The organism is Rhodopseudomonas sp. BR0M22 (genome assembly GCF_010907035.1).
GTDB lineage: Bacteria > Pseudomonadota > Alphaproteobacteria > Rhizobiales > Xanthobacteraceae > Rhodopseudomonas.
In genome coordinates this window covers 1-22,746 of the sequence record NZ_QUMK01000085.1, presented here as the reverse complement: position 1 = coordinate 22,746, position 22,746 = coordinate 1, and the positions used below count along the sequence as shown (strand labels likewise).

Here is a 22,746-nt window from a genome sequence, read left to right as displayed (position 1 = left end):
GGTTATATGCGCTCGACGCTGGAGCGGGCGAACATCCTGGCCGGGCTGGCGCGCTGAGCCGCGTCGGCCAGTCGTCGGCGTTCCGGAGCAGCACGCGCGGCACGCCAGAACGGCATCCTGCTTGACAGCCGGGACCGCATCGCCGCATCTTCCGCCGCATGATCGTTCGTGCCGCCACTTTGAAATCGAAAGCCCGCGCTCCTTCAGGGGCTGGTGGCTTGCGCGCGCGGTAGATCAATCTCGCCTTCACGCATTCACCCCAACCCCGCCGGTTTCGACGGGGTTTTTTGTTGCTGCTCCGTCTTCCGGTCCGCCCCAAGGAGATCGAAGATGGACGCCTGCACCGACCAGCCGGACCAAACGCCACCGCCGCGCGGGCTGTGGCTGCCGCTGATCACGCCGTTTCGGGACGGCGCGCTCGACGCCGCATCGCTGCGCCGGCTGATCGCGCACTACGCGCGCGCCCCGCTCGACGGGCTGATCCTGGGCGCCACAACCGGCGAAGGACTGACGCTGGATGAAGACGAGCTCGAGCGCCTGGTGATGCTGACCGCCGACGCGCTGGCGGCGAGCGGCCGCAGGCTGCCGGTGTATCTCGGCCTGTCCGGCAGTGACACGCGCAAGCTCACCAAGGCGCTGCAGCGGACCGCGCGCTGGCCGGTCGATGGCGTGCTGATCGCCTGCCCGTACTACACCCGCCCGTCGCAGCAGGGGATTGTGCTGCATTTCGAGGCCGCAGCCGACGCCTCCGCGCGGCCGATCCTGATCTACAACATCCCGTATCGCACCGGCGTCAATCTGCACAACGAGGCGATGCTGCGGCTCGCCGAGCGCGCCAACATCGTCGGCGTCAAGGATTGCTGCGCCGATCCGGCGCAGACCGCGGAGCTGCTGCGGCTGCGGCCGCCGGGCTTTGCGGTGCTCACCGGCGAGGACGCGCTCGCTTTCGATGCGCTGAGCCGCGGCTGCGACGGCGCGATCCTGGCTTCGGCGCATCTGGAAACCGAGGCGTTCGCCGCGATGATGCATCGGCTGCAGGCCGGCGACCGGCTCGGCGGGACGACCGAATGGCAACGGCTCGCCGACCTGCCGAAGCTGCTGTTCGCCGAGCCCTCGCCGGCGCCGATCAAGCATGCGCTGTGGCGGCGCGGGCTGATCGACAGCCCCGAGGTGCGGCTGCCGATGACGCCGGTCTCCGCACCGCTCGCCGCCGCCCTCGACGCCCGGCTGTGGCCCGGCCGATCGGCGGCCTGAACGGCCCGCGCGGCTCGGCCGGAGCCCTTGACGGGCGCGGCCGGGACCGCCTTATGGAGCGGGGCGAAAGCTGCCCGGTTGCGGCCCGAATCCGCTAGTATAGGGATCAGCTCCCGTCCCGAACGGTAGCGATTGCGCAAGATCCGCATGTCCGACAAGCCGAGATCGTTTTTTGGCGTCTTCACCGAGCGCGGCCCGCTGGCCGTGCGGGCGGTCGCCGGCGTGCTGCTGTTCGGCATCGCCGCGCCGGCCTCGGCGCAGTTCTTCGATTTCGGCGGCGGCCCGCCGCAGCGCCAGCAGCAGCGCGGCGGCGGCGGTTTCGGCTGGTTCGGCAACGACGTGTTCCAGCCGTTCCATCAGAACCAGCCGCAGCGCCGGCCAGCACCGCGCGAGGACTATTCCAAGGCGCCGGCGCCGGAGAAGCGTGACACCGTGCCGGACCGCACCGTGCTGGTGCTCGGCGACTCGATGGCCGATTGGCTCGGCTACGGCCTGGAGCAGGCCTACACCGAGCAGCCCGAAATGGGCGTGGTCCGCAAGTTCAAGACCATCTCGGGCCTTTTGCGCTACGCCCCCAAGGGCGAGCCGTCGGACTGGGTCGCCGCCGCCAAGGAGGTGATGGCCCAGGAGAACCCGGACGCGATCGTGGTGATGCTCGGCCTGTCGGACCGGATTCCGATCCGCGAGCAGGCGACGCCCGACAAGGACAAGAAGAAGGACGACAAGGCAGCCAAGCCCGGCGAGGAAGCCAAGCCGGACGACAAGGCCGCCGACAATGCAGCGGACGACGAGGACGACGACGATTCGCTGCGGATCATGACCGAGAAGGGCAAGCGCGCCGCGAGCGGCGTCGCCCAGTTCCGCGACGATCGCTGGTCGGAGCTGTACGCCAAGAAAATCGAAGAGCTGATCAACGTTCTCAAGGCCAAGAACGTCCCAATCCTGTGGGTCGGCCTCCCCGCGGTGCGCGGCACCAAGGCGACCTCGGACATGCAGTTCCTGAACGCGTTGTATCGCGAGGGCGCCGCCAAGGCCGGCATTACCTATGTGGACGTCTGGGACGGCTTCGTCGACGAGGGCGGCCGTTACATGCTGCAGGGCCCGGATTTTGAGGGCCAGATCCGCCGGCTGCGCTCCTATGACGGCGTGTATTTCACCAAGGCCGGCGCCCGCAAGCTGGCGCATTACGCCGAGCGCGAGATCGCCCGGCTGCTGGCGGCCCGCAGCGGACCGATTGCCCTGCCGACCGAGCCGGCAACGCCCGAAGAGGCCAAGCCGCCGAGCGGCCCCGCGCCGCGCCCGGTCGCCGGTCCGATCCTGCCGCTGGTCGCCTCCTCGGTGTCGACCGACCGCCTGCTCGGCGGCCCGGGAACGCAGCCCGCTCCGGTCGACGCGCTGGTGGCGCGCACGCTGGTGAAGGGCGAGCCGCTGTCCGCGCCCGCCGGCCGCGCCGACGACGATGTCTGGCCGCGCCGGGAAGTCTCGATCGAAAAGGCCCAGGAACCGCCGCCGCCGAAGGAGCCGCCGAAGCCGGAAGTCCCGGTGGCGAGCGCCAAACCGAGCAGCGGCTCGTCGGCCAGTGCCGCCGCAGCGCCGCAGCAGCCGCAACGCCGGGTCGCCCGCTCCGCACCGCCACCGCCGACCGCATCCGGCTTCTTCGGCTTCGGCGGCCAGCAGCAGCAGGGCCGCCGCGCCCCGCCGCCGAGCGCGTCGGGCTTCTTCTCGATCTTCCGCTGAGAACGCGCGTCGTATCGCGCCTTACAAAATCAGCCCGCCGTCGACGACCAGCGTCTGGCCGAGCACATAGGCCGACAGTGGCGAAGCCAGGAACAGCGCGGCGCCGGCCATGTCCTCGGGCGTGCCGAGGCGCTTCATCGGGATGCCTTCGATCGCGCCGGCGAGCCGCTTCGGATTGTCGGTGGTGACCTTGGTCATCTTGGTATCGACCAGGCCCGGCGCGATGCCGTTGACGCGAATGCCGTCCTCGGCCCACGCCTGCGCCAGCGTCCGCGTCAGGCCGTAGGCGCCGGTCTTCGACGCGTTGTAGGCCGGGTTGCCCTTGGTGGCGTGGAAGGCCGCGGTCGACGACACGATGATCAGCTTGCCGGACGACGCCTTGAGCTGGGCGTGGAATTTCGCCGCACAGGCCATCAGGCTCATCAGGTTGACTTCCATGACGTGGCGGAAGCCGTCCATCTCGAACTCGCCGCGGCGATAGATCACCGCGCCCTGCGCCAGCACCAGCACGTCGAGCTTCTGAATCGGCGGCGCGAACGCATCGACCGCCTGCGCCTTGCCGACGTCGAGCTGCACGTAAGTCAGTCCATCGAAGTTGCTGCCGTCTTCGACCGCGTAGTCCGATGGGGCCGCTCGGGTACCGGTGACGCAGACCCCTGCGCCGCGGGTGCGGAACGCCTGTGCGATGCCGTTGCCGATGCCGCTCGAGCCGCCGACCACCAGAACCTGCTTGCCGCTGAAATCGAGATCGTTCACGCGCGTCCTCCTGTTTGTTTGTTGTTCGTCGTCTGCGCGACGTTTGACCTGTGTGTCGATCGATGTCAGCCTTGTCAATCGGAAGGCGGCGCGCCGACGCGCCGGCACATTCCGCAACAAGAAACAACCGGAGGAAACCGATGTCGTACAAGCCCCTCAGCCGTTCCGTCAAAGGCCTGCGCGTTCTCGTCACGGGCGCCGCGAGCGGCATGGGACGCGCCACCGCGCATGTGTTCGCCGACGAAGGCGCACGCGTCGCCGTCACTGATGTCACCCTCGCCGGCGCGCAGCCGGTCGCCGACGCCATTAAGGCGCGCGGCGGCGACGCAACGGCTTTCGCGCTCGATGTCGGTGACGCGCAGGCGATCAAGAGCGGCGTCGAGCACATCGCGCAATCACTCGGCGGGCTCGACATCGTCATCAACAACGCCGGCATCTCGGCGGCGCTGCCGATCGATGATACGAACTACGAGGCGGTGTGGGAGCGCGCGCTCAACATTCTACTCACCGCGCATCCGCGCGTGATCCGCGCCGCGCTGCCGTATTTGCGCAAATCGCAGAGCCCGCGCATCGTCAACATCGCCTCCACCGAAGCGCTCGGCGCGACCGCGCCGCACAGCCCGTATTCGGCGGCGAAAGCCGGCGTCACCGGCCTGACGCGCTCGCTCGCGGTCGAACTCGGCCCCGAAGGCATCACCGTCAACTGCATCTGCCCCGGCCCGATCACCACCGGCATGACCGACCGCATCAGCGCCGAGCACAAACAGAAATACGCCCGCCGCCGCACCGCTTTGCACCGTTACGGCGACCCGGAAGAAGTCGCCCACATGACGCTGAGCCTGTGCCTGCCGGCAGCCTCGTTCATCACCGGCGCGGTGATCCCGGTCGACGGCGGGTTGATGGCACGGAATGCGTGAGGGATACGCGAGGCCGCGTTCCTCGCCCCCCGCACCGTCGTTCCGGGGCGCGTAGCACAGCTACGCGAACCCGGAACCCCGAAGCGTTCTGCCGCCCTGAGATTCCGGGTTCACGCAGCTTCGCTGCGTGCCCCGGAATGACGAATAGATAGTTTGTCGGCTGGTCGCGCGCAGCATCGTTGATGCTTCCAAGCGCCACTCCACCACCAGCCGTCATCCCCGCGCATGCGGGGATCCAGTATCCCAGAGCGCTCGCAGCAAAGCACCGCATCGCCACAGGCGCTCTGGAATACTGGGTCGCCCGATCGAGTCGGGCGATGACGCCGTGAGTGAGGCAGGCGCCCCGCATCTCCACGTTGTCCGATCCACACTGTCAAACAGCCACGGCCAATCGCTCTCGCGGCTCGATGAGCCCGAGTTGTGCGCCCGTCGCTATCGCAGCGAGGGGCGGGGGCGCGCCGTGCGGCGCTAAGGGTGGATCTTGTCGCGAGGGCTTGCGATCCCTCGCGCAACGCCTCACGGCGCGCCCACCGCGGCGATCTTTGGGCCGAAGGACCGTTCTTCCGGGACACAGCGAGCTTGCGGGCTTTCCCCGGCCTCCACTGTACCCGTCCAGCCTCTGAAGCGGCGGCCGCTCGTAGTAGCGGCGGACGGTGACCCTCGGCCTCCCGGGCCACGTGGCTGCGAACCACGCAACGCAGGACGCCGCCCCTCTCCCGCCTCAAGACGCCTCCGGAGGCGCCCCTCGATGGGAGAGGTGATGCGCATTTATTCCTAAGTCGACGTACTTGTCAACGTTGATTTTTGCCGCTTGGCAGCGGGCGCATTTCCACTGCGCGTTTCGAGCCCGGTCGACGCCCACGCCCTTCGTGAGTTGGTATCAATCCTGCGGCGAACGCTAGAAGTCCACATGGACGTTGCGATCATACCATCACGGGAGCAGATCGATAGGATCGAACAAGCAAAGACACAATTGCAGGCGCTTGGGTTCAAGGACCACGAGATGCAGCGTATGGCCAAGGAACTGAAGCCGAGGCTGAGCCACAAGCAACAAATACAAGCAATCGCAACGCGTCTGACCTTGCGCCCGATGGCGACATCGCAAGGGCGTGGAATTCGATTTCAGGCGCAAACGCAGAGGCACATGGGGGATGTGCGCTTCATCAATCGATCGTCATCGACGAAATGCACCGTTCTCGACGGCTATCTGAGCGGCTGCCATCAGCGCAGGTCCCATCAAGGCCGGGGCATGAACGGCCGCACGCCCGCCACCGCCTTCGTCGATGGCCTGCCCACGTCCCAGCAAAAGAAGGACAGCAAGAAAGCCAAAAAAGAAACCACCCAGAAAGCCGCCTGGCACCGCCCGCTCACCGCGGCACTGTCAGCCGATTACCCTCTCTGTACAGAGATACACCAGCTCACTAGGGAAAACTGCACTTCCATCTAAATCTACCGACCGAGGCCTGCTCATTCATACAAATGTCTAATCCAGTGAACGGCGTCGGCTTGTGCGGACGCTAGCTCACACCTCACCAAAGGCGTAGACTGCTTTACAGTAGTACTCAGCACTTCGGGCTTCAAGACATGGATCAGGCGACACGACTCGCAACATTACTTCGGATGAACAGGAGCAGACAATGCGTTCTGTTTGTCGGGGCAGGATACTCCCTTGGAGCAAAGTGCCGCTCAGAAGATGGACGCCTATCAGACCTCGTGGATGCACGCGGCCTGGTTTCGCTACTTAAGGACAGCCTCAAGGAAGACAACGAAGAACTCGGCGAACTCGCGGAATTGTACCAAGACGAGCATGGAGAGCACGGACTATTCAAGCTATTAAGCTCCCTGTTTGTCGTTACGTCTGTAACACCCACCCAGAAGGCAATACTTGGATACAGATGGAAGGAAGTCTACACAACAAACTACGACAATGTGTTGCAAACGAGCTGCACTGAACTCGGCGTTCGTTACAGCACCTACTCCACGTCAAAGCGGCCATCAGACGTTGATCACCGAACTCTTCCGCTTATTCACGTCAACGGCATGGTTGCAGGAGCCACCTTTAGAGACTTTCGGAGCGAAATTAAGCTCACGAACACTCAGTATTACACGGATGACTTTTCCCGATCGCCGTGGGGCTCGCGCTTTCGAAACGACATCATCACGTCGCCCTGCATTGTGTTCGCTGGGTATTCACTTTATGACCTCGACGTTGCCCGCATCCTCCATAGCTTTGAGGGCATGCAAGAGCGAATATTCTTCGTGATGAAAGATCGACCGTCGAGAGCTTCCGAAAGGAAGCTACTTCAGTTCGGGCAGATCGTGACAATTGGAACCGAGGGACTCGCTAAGATTATATCGGAAATCGATACAGCTGACGACAAACCGACATCCGCCAATCTTTCCGCGTGGAATAAGATTCAACTCCCGACAACGTCTAAGTCGGTTCGTGACATTGATGTCACCAACTTCTTGATGTCTGGAAATGTCGCCGAATCGCAGTTCGCTTCGGACGTAATCGAGCAGCAATACAAGATCGCCATAAACAGAACGGCGACCGATCAGATCGTCGACTTAGTGGGTAAAGGGTTGCTAAATGGCGCTATTCTAACTTCGAATATCGGGAATGGAAAAACTACAGCCCTGGAGGCGATCGCATACAAGCTTTGCTCACGCGGCCTCAACGTATATCGAGCAGGAGCATACAAGCCCCTCCTTTTGAAGGAAATTGCCCTTCTTCGCCAGATCGAGGGACGAATTTATCTCCTCATCGACGACGCCTTCACAAATATTGAAGTTATTCGCGCGCTGCGCGCTGTTGGTAGAGACGACATCTGCATCATCTCAAGCGCAAGAACCTCACAGTACGAACTACAAGAAGGCGAGTTGAAGGACGCCTTCGCAAACCAAGTTGAGACGTTTAATCTTGACAGACTCGACGACCGCGAGACTGACGCGCTGATTGAACATCTAGACAACTACGCTCTCTGGGGAGAGAGACAATCGGCCTCAAGGGATAAGAAAATCCACTTCATACGCCTTGATTGCTCCAGAGAGCTTCGCTCGGTAATTCTTGAGACATTGGACTCACCGAATATCCGAGATCGAATTAGCGAACTAATCAGATTTGAAGGAGAAGCAACGCTTCAAGATCGGATTCGCTCAGTAATCGTTATTTCCCAACTCTTGAATCTTGCAGAAACGCGAGCAGACCTGAGTCTAATCGGCGAAATGCTCCAAATTGACGCACGAAACACAATCCTGACTCATGAGCGGAGATTGCGAGATTTTTCGCTCATCCAAAACGGCCGCATATCAATGCGATCGTCAATACTGTCTGAATACCTTCTAAAACGACTTTTGGATACCGGATTTGTTATAGACGTTATGACAAAATGCATGATCAACCTCGACTTGATCTACGATGACGACGACCTTTACAAAGACACCTTTAAAAAATTCTCGCGCTTCAGGTTTGTTGAGACCGCAATCGCAACGGAGAAGCGACTCATCCATATGGTTAAGTACTTTGAGGACATCAAGGAGTTGGCGCACTGTCGCGAACAGTCTCTATTCTGGCTGCAGTACGCGATGTGCCGACTATCACTAAATCAATACAAGGAAGCCGCAAGAATATTTGATGTAGCCTTCTCGTACTCGAAGAAGAGCGGCTATCGAGAGAACCGCCATTTGAATAACCAATTTGCCAGATTCCTTTTGGAAAGCCGGACGAATTCAGATGAATACACAGACTATATGATCGCCTTCAACAGAGCGCACGCCATATGCGTGAAGCAAATGCACGACGAGCCGAATAGCTACAATCCATATAGAGTAGCTCAGAACTACTTTAAGTTCGTGGATCGGCGCATCGCTCAATTGACGCAAGGTGACTTGGTGTCGATCTTCAGATCGTGCTCAGAGGTTACCCAGTTCATAGTTCGACGCACCGCAAACAGACACATAAGCTCTTCGCGAGTAGTTGAAGATTGTGCGAAGTCCATGAAGGAAGCGATGGATCGCGCCAGAAAGAAATTGAGGGAATTCGATGTTGACATCTGACGAACACTCAACGCGCGTCATGCGTTCACTGTCTAGCTACACAGTGAGAGCAATTTGGGTCGGCGACAAATCGGTGCAGAACGATTGTGACAGAACCGAACTAGCAGACTAGCTGCATTATCCCACGAATCGCCCCCCGGCTGGGCCATCCGCTCTCGCCGTGGAAGAATGAGGGGCCGGCAGCAGCGGCCGAATGAATTGGCCCGGGTGACCAATTGTGCGTCGTTGAAAACCTTACCCAGGCCGTCGTGCCCCTTAGAGCTGTAGGACCTTGCCGTACTCCTACGCATATGGATCAAACGATCTGCGTGGGTCGATGCGTATGTTGCGCACCAAGGATGTACAGGCCGCCGCGGCTAATGGCACGGCCGCGCCGCCCGCGCACGACGCCTGTGTGAGGGATAGATCGCTGGGTGGGTTTCGCTGCGCTCAACCCATCCTACGGCGCCGCCTACCGCGGCAGCGTGGTCGAGCCCATCAGGAACCGGTCGATCGCCTGGGCGCAGAGGCGGCCTTCGCGGATCGCCCACACCACCAGCGACTGGCCGCGGCGCATGTCGCCGGCGGCGAACACCTTGTCGACCGAGGTGGTGAAGTGCGACAGGTCGGCGGCGACGTTGCCGCGCGGGTCGAGCGCGACGCCGAGCTGGGTCAGCAGGCCTTCCTTGACCGGCGAGACGAAGCCCATCGCCAGCAGCACGAGGTCGGCTTCGAGCACGAATTCGGTGCCGGGGATCGGCTGGAACTTGGCGTCGACGCGGACGCAGTTCAGCTTCTTGACTATGCCGCCCTCGCCTTCGAACGACTGGGTCATCACGGCGAATTCGCGCTGCGCGCCTTCGGCCTGGCTCGAGGAGGTGCGCATCTTCATCGGCCAGTTCGGCCAGGTCAGCCCCTTGTTCTCGCGCTCCGGCGGCGCCGGCATGATCTCGATCTGGGTCACCGACTTGGCGCCCTGACGGATCGAGGTGCCGATGCAGTCCGAACCGGTGTCGCCGCCGCCGATCACCACCACGTTCTTGCCGGCGGCGAGGATGTCGGTGCCGTTCACGGCTTCGCCGGAGACGCGGCGGTTCTGCTGGGTGAGGAAGTCCATCGCGAAATGGATGCCGGAAAGCTCGCGGCCCGGGATCGGCAGATCGCGCGGCGCTTCGGCACCGCCGGTCAGCGCGACGGCGTCGTACTGCTTCAGGAGTTCGGCCGGATCGACCGCGCCCGGAGCGCTGCCGCCGACCGGCGCGCCATAATGGAAGGTGACGCCTTCGGCTTCCATCTGCGCGACGCGGCGGTCGATCAGATGCTTCTCCATCTTGAAGTCCGGGATGCCGTAGCGGAGCAGGCCGCCGGCCTTGGCGAACTTCTCATAGACGTGGACGTCGTGACCGGCGCGCGCCAGCTGCTGGGCGCAGGCAAGGCCCGCAGGGCCGGCGCCGACGACCGCGACGCTCTGGCCGGTCTTGACCGCGGCGATCTCCGGCTTGACCCAGCCGTTGTCGAACGCGGTGTCGACGATCGCGCATTCGATCGTCTTGATGGTGACCGGATTGTCGTCGATGTTCAGCGTGCAGGAGGCTTCGCACGGCGCCGGGCAGATCCGGCCGGTGAATTCCGGGAAGTTGTTGGTCGAGTGCAGGGTGCGCGCGGCTTCCTGCCAATAGCCGTTGTAAACCAGGTCGTTCCAGTCCGGGATCTGGTTGTTGACCGGGCAGCCGGTCGCTCCCGGCTGCGGCGAGCCGGTGCCGTGGCAATACGGGATGCCGCAATTCATGCAGCGGGCGGCCTGGTCGCGCAGGTCTTTCTCGCTGAGCGGCACCACGAATTCGTTGTAGCCCTTGATCCGCTCGGCGACCGGCGCATAGGCGCGATCATGCCGCTCGATTTCCAGAAACCCCGTGACCTTGCCCATCGAACTCTGACGCCTCGAATTCTTGTCTTCGACTTTAAGTCTTCGTTTCGTGGCCCTCATGGTTCGAGACGGCGCTTCGCGCCTCCTCACCATGAGGGACTGTGCTGGTTGCCGGACAGCGGCACGCCGCGCGTCCAGCCCTCATCCTGAGGAGCGCGCCTGCGGCGCGCGTCTCGAAGGATGAGCGATCGAGAACCTACGCCCCGATCGCGATCTTCGGCTCCTCGGCGGCGCGGGCTTTCATCTCGCGCAGCGCGCGGCGGTACTCGACCGGCATCACCTTGCGGAACTTCGGCAAGTAGCTCTTCCAGTTCGTCAGGATGTCCTGAGCGCGCTTGGAGCCGGTGTACTTGGCGTGACGCGAGATCAGCACATGCAGCCGCTCGACGTCGGCGCCGAGCAGATCGGAGAACACGTCGACCTTGCCGTGCGCTTCGAGATCGCCGGCCTGATGGAACGCGCCGGCGTTGATCATCTCTTCCGACAGCACCGGCTCGAGTTCGACCATCGCCATGTTGCAGGTCTTGGCGAAGCAGCCGTCCTCGTCGAGCACGTAGGCGACGCCGCCCGACATGCCGGCCGCGAAGTTGCGACCAGTCTTGCCGAGCACCACCACGATGCCGCCGGTCATGTATTCGCAGCAATGATCGCCGGCGCCTTCGACCACCGCGACTGCGCCCGAGTTACGCACCGCGAAGCGCTCGCCGGCGATGCCGCGGAAGTAGCACTCGCCCTCGATCGCGCCGTACATCACGGTGTTGCCGACGATGATCGACTCTTCCGGCACGATGCCGGAGATCGCCGGCGGCCGGACGATGATCTTGCCGCCCGACAGGCCCTTGCCGACGTAGTCGTTGCCTTCGCCTTCGAGATCGAAGGTGATGCCGCGCGCCAGCCAGGCGCCGAACGCCTGCCCCGCGGTGCCCTTGAGATGCACCTGGATGGTGTCGGCCGGCAGGCCGGCATGGCCGTAGTGCTTCGCCACCTCGCCGGACAGCATCGCGCCGGCGGAACGGTCGGTGTTGTTGATTTCGATCTCGAACTTCACCGGCGCGCCGCGATCGATCGCCGCCTGCGACTTGGCGATCAGCTTGCGGTCGAGCACGCTGTCGAGATGATGGTCCTGGTGTTCCGAGTGGAAGATGGTCTGGCCGCTCTCCGCCTTCTGCTTGAAGAACAGCTTGGAGAAGTCGAGGCCCTTGGCCTTCCAGTGCGCCACCAGAGCGGCCTGATCGAGCATCTGCGACTGACCGACCATCTCGTTGAAGGTGCGGTAGCCGAGGCTCGCCATCAGCTCGCGCACTTCTTCGGCGACGAAGAAGAAGTAGTTGATGACGTGTTCGGGCTGGCCGGTGAAGCGCTTGCGCAGCACCGGATCCTGGGTCGCGACGCCGACCGGGCAGGTGTTGAGATGACACTTGCGCATCATGATGCAGCCGGCCGCGATCAGCGGCGCGGTGGCGAAGCCGAACTCGTCGGCCCCTAACAGCGCGCCGATCACGACGTCACGGCCGGTGCGGAAGCCGCCGTCGACCTGGACGGCGATGCGCGACCGCAGCCGCTCGCGCACCAGGGTCTGGTGGGTTTCGGCGAGGCCGATTTCCCACGGGCTGCCGGCGTGCTTGATCGAGGTCAGCGGCGAAGCGCCGGTGCCGCCTTCGAAGCCCGAAATCGTGACGTGGTCGGCGCGCGCCTTCGCAACGCCCGCCGCGACGGTGCCGACGCCGATTTCCGACACCAGCTTCACCGAGATCGCGCTCGACGGATTGACGTTCTTCAGATCGTAGATCAGCTGCGCCAGATCCTCGATCGAATAGATGTCGTGATGCGGCGGCGGCGAGATCAGGCCGACGCCGGGGGTCGAGTGGCGCACCGCCGCGATCGTCGCGTCGACCTTGTGGCCGGGCAACTGACCACCTTCGCCGGGCTTGGCCCCCTGCGCCATCTTGATCTGGATCATGTCCGAATTGGCGAGATATTCGGTCGTGACGCCGAACCGGCCGGAGGCGACCTGCTTGATCGCCGAGCGCATCGAATCGCCGTTGGCCATCGGCTTGAAGCGATCCGCCTCCTCGCCGCCCTCGCCGGTGTTCGACTTGCCGCCGATCCGGTTCATGGCGATCGCCAGCGTGGTGTGCGCCTCGCGCGAGATCGAGCCGAAGCTCATCGCGCCGGTCGAGAACCGCTTGACGATCTCGGCGGCCGGCTCGACTTCGGCGAGCGGCACAGGCTTGCGGCCTTCGGCCTCGGCGCCCTTGATCTTGAACAGGCCGCGCAGCGTCAGCAGTCGCTCCTGCTGCTCGTTGAGCAGCTTGGCGAAGGCGCGGTAGCGCTCCTGCGAGTTGCCGCGCACCGCATGCTGCAGCGTCGCGACCGAGTCCGCCGTCCAGGCATGGTCTTCGCCGCGGGTGCGGTAGGCGTATTCGCCGCCGACATCGAGCGCGGTCTTGTAGACCAGCGCCTCGCCGAACGCGTCGCGATGCCGACGCACGGTCTCTTCGGCGATTTCGGCCAGGCCGACGCCTTCGATCTGCGAATGGGTGCCGGCGAAGTACTTGGCGATGAAGTCGTGACGCAGGCCGACCGCGTCGAAGATCTGCGCGCCGCAGTACGACTGGTAGGTCGAGATGCCCATCTTGGACATCACCTTCAAGAGGCCCTTGCCGATCGACTTGATGTAGCGCTTGACGATCTCGTAGTCGTCGAGCTTGGCCGGCAGCCGGTCCTTGAGCGCGATGATGGTCTCGAAGGCGAGATACGGATTGATCGCCTCGGCGCCGAAGCCGGCGAGGCAAGCGAAGTGATGCACTTCGCGCGGCTCGCCCGACTCGACCACCAGACCGACCGAGGTGCGCAGACCGGTGCGGATCAGGTGATGATGCACGGAGGCGCAGGCCAGCAGCGCCGGGATCGGAATCCGATCGGCACCGGCGGCGCGGTCGCTCAGGATGATGATGTTGACGCCGTCACGCACCGCGGATTCGGCGCGGGCGTTGAGGTCGTCGAGCACCTGCTCCATCGCCGCAGCGCCCAGCGCCGAATGGAAGGTGGTGTCGAGCGTGCGCGACTTGAAGTGCGGATCGCCGATCTCGGAGATCGAGCGGATCTTCTCGAGGTCGCCGTCGGTGAGGATCGGCTGGCGCACTTCCAGACGCTTGGTGCCGGCGAGGCCTTCGGTGTCGAACAGGTTCGGCCGCGGGCCGATGATCGACACCAGGCTCATCACCAGCTCCTCGCGGATCGGATCGATCGGCGGGTTGGTGACCTGGGCGAAGTTCTGCTTGAAATAGGTGTAGAGCAGCTTCGGCTTGTCCGACAGCGCCGACAGCGGGGTGTCGTTGCCCATCGAGCCCGAGGCTTCCTCGCCGGTCGACGCCATCGGCGTCAGCAGGATCGAGATGTCTTCCTGGGTGTAGCCGAACGCCTGCTGCCGATCGAGCAGCGGCAGGTTGGAGCGCTGGCCCTTGACCGGCGCTTCCTTCAGCTCTTCGAGCACGATCTGGGTGCGATGCAGCCAGTCGGCATAAGGATGGCTGGCGGAGAGCTGCGCCTTGATCTCTTCGTCCGGAATCAACCGGCCCTGCTCGAGATCGACCAGCAGCATCTTGCCGGGCTGCAGCCGCCACTTGGTGACGATCTGGTCTTCCGGAATCTTGAGGACGCCCATCTCGGACGCCATCACGATGCGGTCGTCCTTGGTGACGAGATAGCGCGCCGGGCGCAGGCCGTTACGGTCGAGCGTGGCGCCGATCTGGCGGCCGTCGGTGAAGGCGAGCGCGGCCGGGCCGTCCCACGGCTCCATCAGCGCGGCATGATACTCGTAGAAGGCGCGGCGCTTCTCGTCCATCAGCGGGTTGCCGGCCCACGCCTCCGGAATCATCATCATCACCGCGTGCGGCAGCGAGTAGCCGCCGCGCACCAGGAATTCGAGCGCGTTGTCGAAGCAGGCGGTGTCGCTCTGGCCTTCGTAGGAGATCGGCCACAGCCGGCTGATGTCCTTGCCGTACAGCTCCGAATGCACCGACGCCTGCCGCGCCGCCATCCAGTTGACGTTGCCGCGCAGCGTGTTGATCTCGCCGTTGTGCGCGACCATGCGGTACGGATGCGCCAGCGACCAGGTCGGGAAGGTGTTGGTCGAGAACCGCTGATGCACCAGCGCCAGCGCGCTGGCGAAGTCGTCCTCGTGCAGGTCCGGATAGTACTTGCCGAGCTGGTCGGCCAGGAACATGCCCTTGTAGATCACGGTGCGGCACGACAGCGACACCGGATAGTAGCCGGCGAGGCCACGTTCGCGGCGCTGATAGATCGCGTTCGAGATCGACTTGCGCAGGATGTAGAGCTGACGCTCGAACTCGTCCTCGGACTTGGCGGCACTGCCGCGGCCGATGAACACCTGCATGTTGGCCGGTTCGGTCGGCTTCACGGTCTCGCCGAGCGAGGAATTGTCGGTCGGCACGTCGCGCCAGCCGAGGAAGGTCAGACCTTCGGCCTTGATCCGGTCCTCGATGATGCTCTTGATCACCTTCCGCCACGAGGTCTCGCGCGGCATGAACAGCGCGCCGACGGCGTATTCGCCCGGCGCCGGCAGCGAGAAGCCGAGTTCGGCGGCCTTGCGGCTGAAGAAGGCGTGCGGGATCTGCACCAGAATGCCGGCGCCGTCGCCGGCGCGCGGATCGGCGCCGACGGCGCCGCGATGCTCGAGGTTGCACAGAATGCGCAGCGCGTCGCAGACGATCTGGTGGGACTTGACGCCCTTGATGTTGGCGATGAAGCCGACGCCGCAGGCGTCCTTCTCGCGCGACAGGTCGTACAGACCTTCGGCCGGCGGACGCCAAGTGTGCTCGCGCACAGTGGTTTTGACAGCCGAGTCCGCCGTCAGCGCATTGGCAACCATATTTTCGCGCTCGTACTCAGACCCGCTCATCTTCGTCCTCTTCATCCCGGGAGGGGATACACTATCCAGCATCGGCGCAGTTCGGACGCTCGCGGCACCCTCCGGGCCACCGCTCGCGCTCCGCGAGCCACGATTTGCGTATTCAGACCCCGGTGTCCATATCGCCCAACGGACAATCAGGTGCCGCGCGCGACGTCAATCGCCTCGCGTGACGCTGCAACCCCGTGCCGGGCTACCACCGTAAATGAGACAGCGATGCTGTCCTAGCACGACTTTGCCAAATTTTTGTCTAGCACACAAGCGCGCCCACGTCGCCCATTCGATGGTGGCTCCGGCGCGTTTCGGCGTCGACATCGACCGCCCAATGCCGCCGCACGCGCCACGGATTCACGCCAAACCCGCCCCGTTTGAGCCAACTCCGGGTCAAATTCGCCCGCGAGGCTCCCGCCCGCGCCAGAACGGGGCGGGGCGCTGCAGGGAGCATCGAGCAATGAAGTTCAAAGGGTGGGTGATGTCGGCCGGTCTCGCCGCGACCGCCGCAACCACGGCGATGGCCGACCCGCTGCCGGCCGGCGGCGACGCACGGCCGCCCGCCACCAGAGTGTCCGACGTTCAGGGCTCTTATGCGGCGATGCCGCCTCCGCCGCCGCGGCGGGAGGTGCGCCGCATCGCGCCGCCGGCCGAGGGGCTCGACGTGCTGTCGCCGGACGCGGTCACCCGGGCGGCGCGCGCCGAAGGCTTCGCCCCGCTCGGCTATCCGCGCCAGCGCGGCCTCGTCTACACCATGGCGGCAATCAATCCGGACGGCGACGATGGCCGCCTGGTGATCGACGCCCGCACCGGCCGGCTGGTCCGGTTCATGCCGGCCTGGCAGATGGGCGACCGCATGGAAGAGGTGACGGTCGCCAGCTATGGCCGGATCCAAGGGCTGCCGCACTTCATCGAACGCAATCCGCCGCGACCGCCGAAGCCGGTCGCGCGCCTCGCCAGCAGAGCGACCGCTACGCCATTACCGCGGCCGACACCGCAGCATCCGGCGGGCGACAAGGCCGCCAAAGCCATCGAGGCCGACACCGCCAAGGACGGATCAAAGCCGGCACTGGATCAAGGCGGACAGACCGGCGCCAAGGAGGCAAAGCAGGACACCGCGGCGGTGCAAAGCGCGCCCAACGCCGTGCCGTCGGCAGCAGGCCCCTCGCCTGTACAAGCCAAGCCGTCCGTCACGATCCGCGCCACCGAGCCGATGCCGCCGGTGCAAGGATTGGAATGATCCGCCCGCCGCTGCGGCCATCGCGCACAACAAAGCGCCCCGGTTACCCGGGGCGCCTGCGTGGCTGGCTATGCGGCGAGACAACGCTCGGAAGCGGGCCGCGCGTTATGCAGCGGCCTTCGCCGAATTGTCAGTGACCACCGGCTGGGTCGCCTGAGCGCTGATGCTGATCGGAATGCTCCGCGGCTTTTTCGCCTCGGGAATCTCGCGCACGAGGTCGACGTGCAGCAGACCGTTTTCGAGGCTGGCGTTCTTCACCGTGACGTAGTCGGCGAGCTGGAACGCCCGCTCGAAGGCGCGCGCGGCGATACCGCGATACAGCACTTCGGCCTTGCCGGCCTCTTCACCGCCCTTCTCGCCCTTGATGGTCAGCGTGTTCTCCTTGCTGACGATCGAAAGCTCGGACGGAGAGAAACCCGCGACCGCAACGGTGATGCGATACGCATTCTCGCCGGTCCGCTCGATGTTGTAGGGCGGATAGCCGGGCGCCGCCGCATCCGCAGCGGTCTGGTCGAGCAGATTGAACAGGCGGTCGAAACCGATGGTCGAACGATAGAACGGGGTGAGATCGAAGCTACGCATGGTCAAAGTCCTCCTAGAAGCGACTATGTGACGACCCGCCCGCCATCGGGCCGGGCCTTGTCCGTGCAGCCGGAGAAGTCAGTTCCTGACCCCTTGGTGTGGCCTGCACGGAGATGATATGGGAGGGGTGTTTCGGGGTTCAAGAGGGGTCCCGAGGCCGTTCGCGCCCGCCGACTTCGTTCAGATTTCCAGGCATTTGCGCTCACCCGGACCCGATTCATGACGCTCGTCTCGACTCCTGCCAATCCGGTGCCCGAAGACGCCGTCTCCGGTTTCATCAAGACGCCCGACGGCGTGCAGCTCCGCTTCGCACGATGGGAGCCGACGGGGCACCGCAAGGGTACCGTGTGCGTGTTCACCGGGCGCACCGAGCAGATCGAGAAGTACTTCGAAACGGTGCGCGACCTGCGCGACCGCGGCTTTGCGGTCGCGGCGCTCGATTGGCGCGGCCAAGGCCATTCGGAACGCCGGCTGCGCGATTATCGCAAGGGCTACGTGCGCAACTTCGCCGACTTCGAGGTCGATGTCGAAACCTTCGTCCGCGAGGTCGTGCTGCCGGACTGCCCACCACCGCACTTCGCGCTGGCGCATTCGATGGGCGGCGCGGTGATGCTGCGCATCGCCCGCTCCGGCAAGCGCTGGTTCGACCGCATGGTGCTGTCGGCGCCGATGATCGATCTGGCCGGCAACACCACCGCGCTGCCGATCAGGCTGCTGCTGCTGGCGATGCGGCTGGCGGGCCAGGGCGGTCGCTACGTGCCCGGCGGCAATGACGTGCTCGCCAACACCGAGCCGTTCGCCGGCAACAAGCTCACCTCGGACCCGCTGCGCTACGCCCGCAATGCCGCGATCGTCGCCGAGGACCCGACCCTCGGCCTCGCCTCTCCGACGGTGGCCTGGGCCGATACCGCGCTCCGTGCCATGCACGCCTTCAAGGCGACCCACTACCCGTCGCAGATCCGGCAGCCGATCCTGATGGTCGCGGCCGGCATGGACAGCGTGGTGTCGACGCCGGCGATCGAAGAGTTCGCTTATCATTTGCGAGCCGGCTCGCATCTGGTGATCCCCGGCGCCAAGCACGAAATCCTGCAGGAGCAGGATCGCTACCGCCAGCAATTCTGGGCGGCATTCGATGCTTTCGTACCGGGGACGCCGTCGTTCTGATGTGACAATCTGTCCCGATCGAGGCTTCGCGCCGGATTTCGGAACTCCACACATCCGCCTTGGTTGCAGGTTGCAAGACCGTCCGATGTCGCCTCCCGTACCCTCTCGAAAGATCTCCCGACCATGAAAATCCGCAAAGCCGTCTTCCCGGTCGCCGGCCTCGGCACCCGCGTTCTCCCCGCCACCAAGGCGATGCCGAAGGAGATGCTGACCATCGTCGACAAGCCGCTGATCCAGTACGTCGTCGACGAAGCGCGGGAAGCCGGCATCGAGCACTTCGTGTTCGTCACCGGCCGCAACAAGGGCATGATCGAGGATCACTTCGACCGTCAGTTCGAGCTCGACATGACCCTGAAGGGCCGTAACAAGACCGCCGAGATCGAGATTCTGGCGCGCGATCAGCCGGAGGCCGGCGCGATGAGCTTTACGCGCCAGCAGGCGCCGCACGGCCTCGGCCACGCGGTCTGGTGCGCCCGCGACATCGTCGGCAACGAGCCGTTCGCGGTGGTGCTGCCGGACGAACTGGTGCTCAACACCCCGGGCTGCCTGAAACAGATGATCCAGGCCGCCGAGAAGCTCGGCGACAAGGCCAACGTCATCGCCGTGGAGGAAGTGCCGGCCGACCGCACCCATCAGTACGGTATCTGCGGCGTCGGCAAGCGGACCGGCAAGGTGTTCGAGGTCGACGGCATGGTCGAGAAGCCGGCGCCGGGCACGGCACCGTCGAACCTGTCGATTACCGGCCGCTACATCCTGCAGCCGGAGATCTTCAAGATCCTGGCGACGCAGGAGCGCGGCGCGGGCGGCGAAATCCAGCTCACCGACGCGATGATCGGACTGTCGAAGACGCAGAAATTCTACGGCGTCGAATTCGAGGGCGAGCGCCACGATTGCGGCTCGAAGGCCGGCTTCCTGCGCGCCAACATCGCGTTCGCAATGCAGCGCGCCGATCTGCGCGCCGGGCTGATCGACGACATGAAGCGCTATCTGGAGAAGTGATCCCGTCCCGTCCGAGCGCGGCGGCAGAGGTTACGCAACCAACGTGACCTCGCAGCGCTCGCCGACGACGCAGCGGTTGCGGCCGAGCTCCTTGGCGGCATACAGCGCGCGGTCGGCGGATTCGACCAGATCGTGCCAATGCTGGGAAGCGGCTGGCGTGGTGCTGGCAACGCCGATCGAGACGGTGACGCCGCCTTCGACGTTCGACCATTGCTCGACCTTGCGCCGGATGGTTTCGGCGACGGATGCGGCGGCCGGAGCGCTCAGCCCCGGCAGCAGCACGGCGAACTCCTCGCCTCCGAACCGAGACGCGCAGTCGCTGGCGCGCTGCACGGTGTCGGCGATGCAAACGGCGATCCCGACCAGCATCTGATCGCCGGCCTGATGGCCGAACCGGTCGTTGAAGGCCTTGAAGTGATCGGCGTCGATCATCAGCACTGCGATCGGGCTGGCCTGCCGAAGAGCTCTGCGCCATTCGGCATCGACCGCGGCGTCGAACTTGCGGCGATTGGTCAGCCCGGTCAGCGGATCAGTGGTCGCGAGCTCCTCGAGCCGGCGTTCGGCCTGCGCTCGCCGATCGATCTCGCCGATGAAGAACACCGTGACGGCGGCCACGAAGGTGGCGAGCACCAACAACGCGATTCCGATCCAGACCGCTTCCCGACGCCACATCGCATAGATGTCGTCCCACGACTTCGCCACCAGAACGACCAGCGGCTTGGTGCTGTCGCTCCAGACGAACATCCGCTTGACGCCGTCCAGCGTCCCGACGCCCGCAAACGAACCGCTGCGGCGTTCGAACATCTTCTGAACGCCGGGCGTGAACATCATGTTCTTGCCGATCAGTTCCGGCGTCAGCGGCGCGCGCGTCATCAGCGTGCCGTCATGGGCCAGCACCGCGATCATGTCGTTCGGCTGCAGCCGGAGGCGTTTAAACAGATCCTGGAAATAGCCGAAGCTGATCGAGCCCGCGACGACGCCGAGAAACCGGCCGTCGGAGCCGCTGACCCGGCGGCTGACGATCACGGAATACACGCCGTCGAGCTGCTGGGGCTTGCCGATGAACAACCCCAGCTGCGGGTCGTCACGCTGCGCCAAAAAGAAGTGCTGATCGGCGCTGTTCTGCGCAGCAGGATTTGGAGCTGCCGAGTCGCGGGTCAGATTGCCGTGCTGATCGTAGATCCGGATCGCGCCGAAATGCGGGGCCACGATCGAATGGTCGAACAGGATCAGCCGGGCGATCGCCGGATCGACCGAGGTCAGCTCGGGCAGCAACAGTTTGCCGGCGACCGTCCGCAGCGCGGAATCGTACAGTTCGAGATTGCGGTCGATGTCCGCATCGATCGAGACCGCCAGATTTTCCAGTGTCTGCCGGGCCAGATCCTCGGCACTGCGCCGCATATCGATCAGCACGCTGCCGCACACCGCCGAAAACCCCAGCACGGTGATCATCGAGAACACCACCATCAGCCGCGCCGACATGCGTCGGCGCCGGCGGATTTCTCTTCTGAGGGTGTCGAGAAGACCGTGCGTGTCCATCGCCGCAAGTTCCACGTAATGTCTTGCGGAGCGCTTAAGTTGCGCTATTGACGTAACGTGGGGTTAACGGGCGCTTTCACCTCGGGCCGTATGTATTGCCCAGCAAACGTACCCCGCACGTACCAGACTGTCCGTCCGTATCCACTCCTCCGACCAGCGTTGACGCTCCCGATGAAGAACTTCGATCCGTTACGCGATTACCTTGCTCAACAAACCGCGCCGGAGCTGGTGCTGCGTATGGACGAGATCGAAGGAATGCTCGGCTTCGATCTGCCGCGCGCGTCGCAACGTGCCGCCTGGTGGGATTCGACCTATGCGCCGGACGAGCACATGCCACAGCGCGAAGCGTGCCTGGCCGCCGGCTATATCGCCACCCGGCTGCCGGACGGCTCCGGGGTGCGCTTCAGGCGCATGAAGGCCGACCGTTCGCGCTGGCGCGGCTGACGACGCTCGGCAGCGACAGCCGCGCCTCGAGACCGATCCGCCGTGCGATCGGCATTGACAGATTGCCGCACCCCGAGTCCTGATGCGGCGTCCGCAGCGGCCGTTCTGGGCCAGCGACCAGCGGACGTCACGAGGAAACGCCGATGCGCAGACTTGTCGCCGCCCTGTTTCTTGCCCTGCTGACCGCCGTCCCGGCGAGCGCGCAGACACCACTGAAGATCATGGTGGGCGGCATCGACAAGCAGATCTATCTGCCGGCCAAGCTCGCCGCACAGCTCGGCTTCTTCAAGGAGGAAGGGCTCGACGTCGAGCTGTTCAACTCGACCTCGGGCTCGCAGGCGGCCACTGCGCTGCTGGCGCGCGAAGTCCAGGGCGTGGTCGGCTTCTACGACCACACCATCGATCTGCAGGCCAAGGGCAAGTTCATCACCAACGTGGTGCAGTTCTCGGTCGCGCCCGGCGAAGTCGTTCTGGTCAAGGCCGCCGACGCCGACAAACTCAAGGACCCGGCGAACTGGAAGGGGGAGGCGCTCGGCGTCACCGGGCTCGGCTCGGCCACCGACTTTCTCACCCGCGCGCTCGCCGCCAAAGCCGGCCTGAAGATGCAGGACTACACGCTGGTGCCGGTCGGCGCCGGCGACACCTTCCTGGCGGCGATGCAGCAGGGCAAGATTGTCTCAGGCATGACCACAGAGCCGACCGTGCAGCGCGCGCTGAATTCCGGCACCGCCAGAATCGGCATCGACCTGCGCTCGCCGGACGAGACCCGCAAGGCGCTCGGCGGCGACTATCCAGCCGCCTGCCTGTACATGGACCGCGGCTGGATGGAAGCCAACAAGGCCACGGTGCAGAAGCTGGTCAACGCCTTCGTCAAGACGCTGAAATGGATCCACGCGCATTCGGCCGAAGAGATCGCCGACAAGATGCCGAAGGATTACTACGCCGGCGACCGCGCGCTCTACGTCCAGGGCCTGAAGGACGGCAAGGTGCAGTACTCGCCCGACGGCGTAATGCCGACCGGCGCGCCTGAGTCCGTCGCCAAGATCCTGGCGAGCTTCTCGCCCAACCTGCAGGGCAAGACCGTCGATCTGTCGAAGACCTACACCACGGAATTCGTGGCAAAGGCGAATGCTGGGCAGTGAGGGCGGCGATGCCTGTCGATCGGGCCAATGCACACGAGCATGGAGTGACGCGACGCGTCTTCTCCCCTCCCCCTTGCGGGGAG

15 protein-coding genes are annotated in these 22,746 nt (G+C 64.5%); 10 read left to right on the top strand and 5 right to left on the bottom strand.

Features of this window, described 5'->3' with window-relative positions; genetic code table 11:
* Window positions 1–330: 330 nt before the first annotated feature.
* Both dapA and DY468_RS22000 read left to right on the top strand, forming a co-directional pair.
* Window positions 331–1,254: a 4-hydroxy-tetrahydrodipicolinate synthase gene (gene dapA, locus DY468_RS22005; protein ID WP_164607369.1), complete on the top strand. Its 924-nt coding sequence runs from the start codon at window positions 331–333 to the stop codon at window positions 1,252–1,254.
* 147 nt (window positions 1,255–1,401) lie between these two features.
* Window positions 1,402–2,991 carry an SGNH/GDSL hydrolase family protein gene (locus DY468_RS22000; protein WP_164607367.1) on the top strand — a complete coding sequence of 530 codons (1,590 nt, stop codon included), beginning with the start codon at window positions 1,402–1,404 and terminating at the stop codon, window positions 2,989–2,991.
* 21 nt (window positions 2,992–3,012) lie between these two features.
* On the opposite strand, the gene DY468_RS21995 is transcribed toward DY468_RS22000, so the two are convergent.
* On the bottom strand, window positions 3,013–3,747 hold the full coding sequence (locus DY468_RS21995) for an SDR family NAD(P)-dependent oxidoreductase (RefSeq protein ID WP_164607365.1): 735 nt from the start codon (window positions 3,745–3,747) through the stop codon (window positions 3,013–3,015).
* Window positions 3,748–3,887: 140 nt separating this feature from the next.
* Here DY468_RS21995 and DY468_RS21990 point away from each other — a divergent pair, with 140 nt between their 5' ends.
* From DY468_RS21990 to DY468_RS21980, 3 genes are all read left to right on the top strand, one after another.
* A complete protein-coding gene (locus DY468_RS21990) occupies window positions 3,888–4,664 on the top strand; it encodes an SDR family NAD(P)-dependent oxidoreductase (protein ID WP_164607363.1) in 777 nt (258 codons plus the stop codon).
* Between the two features lie 910 nt (window positions 4,665–5,574).
* On the top strand, window positions 5,575–6,111 hold the full coding sequence (locus DY468_RS21985) for a hypothetical protein (RefSeq protein WP_164607361.1): 537 nt from the start codon (window positions 5,575–5,577) through the stop codon (window positions 6,109–6,111).
* 137 nt (window positions 6,112–6,248) lie between these two features.
* Window positions 6,249–8,723 (top strand): SIR2 family protein, encoded by a 2,475-nt coding sequence (locus tag DY468_RS21980; protein ID WP_164607359.1) that lies wholly within the window; start codon window positions 6,249–6,251, stop codon window positions 8,721–8,723.
* A gap of 451 nt (window positions 8,724–9,174) precedes the next feature.
* Here the strand turns inward: DY468_RS21980 and DY468_RS21975 are convergent, their stop codons facing one another.
* Window positions 9,175–10,629, bottom strand: a complete 1,455-nt coding sequence (locus DY468_RS21975) for a glutamate synthase subunit beta (protein ID WP_164607357.1) — start codon at window positions 10,627–10,629, stop codon at window positions 9,175–9,177.
* Between the two features lie 196 nt (window positions 10,630–10,825).
* Window positions 10,826–15,553, bottom strand: a complete 4,728-nt coding sequence (gene gltB, locus DY468_RS21970; protein ID WP_164607355.1) for a glutamate synthase large subunit — start codon at window positions 15,551–15,553, stop codon at window positions 10,826–10,828.
* A gap of 460 nt (window positions 15,554–16,013) precedes the next feature.
* Between gltB and DY468_RS21965 the strand changes: the two genes are divergently transcribed.
* Window positions 16,014–16,793 (top strand): hypothetical protein, encoded by a 780-nt coding sequence (locus DY468_RS21965; RefSeq protein WP_164607353.1) that lies wholly within the window; start codon window positions 16,014–16,016, stop codon window positions 16,791–16,793.
* A 105-nt stretch (window positions 16,794–16,898) separates the two neighbouring features.
* Here the strand turns inward: DY468_RS21965 and DY468_RS21960 are convergent, their stop codons facing one another.
* Entirely contained in the window at window positions 16,899–17,375 is a 477-nt protein-coding gene (locus tag DY468_RS21960) for an Hsp20 family protein (RefSeq protein ID WP_164607351.1), read from the bottom strand.
* A 219-nt stretch (window positions 17,376–17,594) separates the two neighbouring features.
* On the opposite strand from DY468_RS21960, the gene DY468_RS21955 reads away from it, so the two are divergent.
* Both DY468_RS21955 and galU read left to right on the top strand, forming a co-directional pair.
* Entirely contained in the window at window positions 17,595–18,539 is a 945-nt protein-coding gene (locus tag DY468_RS21955; RefSeq protein ID WP_164607349.1) for an alpha/beta hydrolase, read from the top strand.
* 123 nt (window positions 18,540–18,662) lie between these two features.
* Window positions 18,663–19,538, top strand: coding sequence for a UTP--glucose-1-phosphate uridylyltransferase GalU (gene galU, locus DY468_RS21950; RefSeq protein WP_164607347.1), 876 nt, complete (start codon window positions 18,663–18,665; stop codon window positions 19,536–19,538).
* Between the two features lie 30 nt (window positions 19,539–19,568).
* Here the strand turns inward: galU and DY468_RS21945 are convergent, their stop codons facing one another.
* Entirely contained in the window at window positions 19,569–21,077 is a 1,509-nt protein-coding gene (locus tag DY468_RS21945; RefSeq protein WP_164607345.1) for a sensor domain-containing diguanylate cyclase, read from the bottom strand.
* A 171-nt stretch (window positions 21,078–21,248) separates the two neighbouring features.
* On the opposite strand from DY468_RS21945, the gene DY468_RS21940 reads away from it, so the two are divergent.
* Entirely contained in the window at window positions 21,249–21,521 is a 273-nt protein-coding gene (locus DY468_RS21940) for a DUF7662 domain-containing protein (RefSeq protein WP_164607343.1), read from the top strand.
* Window positions 21,522–21,664: 143 nt separating this feature from the next.
* The gene (locus tag DY468_RS21935) at window positions 21,665–22,663 is read left to right on the top strand and encodes an ABC transporter substrate-binding protein (protein WP_164607342.1); all 999 of its coding nucleotides are present in this window, start codon (window positions 21,665–21,667) and stop codon (window positions 22,661–22,663) included.
* The last annotated feature ends 83 nt before the right edge of the window (window positions 22,664–22,746 follow it).